At 66.5% G+C, this 1267-nt stretch carries 1 protein-coding gene; it reads right to left on the bottom strand.

Annotated features, from left to right (window positions below; all coding sequences use genetic code 11):
* Positions 1-21 precede the first annotated feature (21 nt).
* Positions 22-1044: an IS110 family RNA-guided transposase gene (locus ACZ6O2_RS36540; protein WP_466026225.1), complete on the bottom strand. Its 1023-nt coding sequence runs from the start codon at positions 1042-1044 to the stop codon at positions 22-24.
* Positions 1045-1267 lie beyond the last annotated feature (223 nt).

Below are 1267 nucleotides of genomic sequence, written 5' to 3'. Positions count from 1 at the left end.
GGACTGTACATAGCTCCTCTGTCAAGCCTCGGGTACGCAGTTGGTTCGTAGGGCCTGGTAGACGACGTCGGATAGGCGTCGTTTCAGCACGCGGAGGGCTTCGAGGCCGCCGTCGCCGGAGTTCCTCCGGCGCGTGATGAGGTCCTTTGCGGGCTGGTGACAGCGGGCCTGGGTCATCGCGATGCGGTGCAGGGCGGCGTTGAGCTGGCGGTTACCGGTGCGGCTGAGTCGGTGGCGGGCTCGGTTGGATGACCAGACCGGTAGCGGTGCGGTGCCGTTGTGCCGAGCGTAGGCTGCCGCGGAGCGGAATCGTGTGATGCCGGCTGTCTCGCCGAGAATCTTCGCGGCGGTCAACGCAGCGCAGCCGGGGATGGCGATGAGGGCTGGTACCAACTTCTCGGCGAGTTCGCGGATCTCGGCCTCGATGGTGTTGATCTCTTCGGTGAGGGTCCTGCAGCGTTGGGTGATCGCGGCGGCGAGGTGGGCGACGGTTCCGGTTGAATCGGCCAGTCGGTGCAGGATGTGGTTCAGGTTGCTGACCCGGTCGAGGGATCGCGCTGGGGGGTCCCATTCGGGGTCGAGTTCGTGCAGGTGCCAGCGGAGTCGGTTGACTGCGCGCGTGCGTTCAGCGATCAGGTCTTCGCGATGGTCGACCAGCAGACGTAGGTCGCGGTCGGGGCCGTCGAGGTGGGCGGTGGGTAGGCCATCTTCGCGGAGTGCGGCGCGAGCGACGGCCAGGGCGTCGATCGGATCTGACTTGCCGTAGGTGCGGGCGGCGTCGCGGGCATTGGCCATGAGCTTGGGTGGCACCCGGACGATGCGTTCGCCGGCGGCGAGCAGGTCGTGTTCGAGGCGGCGGGTCATGTTGCGGCAGTCCTCGATGGCCCAGACGCGTTCTTCGCCGTGCCCGGCCGCCCAGCGCAGCAGCGACAGATGGTCCTGGCTTGTTGTCTTGCAGGTCTTCGTGGCGAGCTTGCGGCCGTTGCCGTCGATGATGACGGCGGTGTGGCTGCGCTTGTGGGCGTCGATGCCGATGACCACCATGAGGGTGTCTCCTTGACCGAAGGGGGCGCAGACCGGTCGGTGGCATATCCCAGTCGGGCGCTGGCACGCTCCTCTCAAGCCATGCCGGCCGGTCCTTTATGTCCGGCGGGCCACAATATGTACACCAGCCACGGAGGCAACTAACGGCAGAGCGAACCCGCCGGACCGATTCAAGCCTGACACTGGAAATAACGGCTGATCGACCGATCAGGGGAGAGACGCC

It is taken from the genome of Micromonospora sp. NPDC048040, from assembly GCF_055587185.1.
Note: the sequence above shows the minus strand (reverse complement) of the source record. Positions and strands in the feature narration are given on the sequence as shown.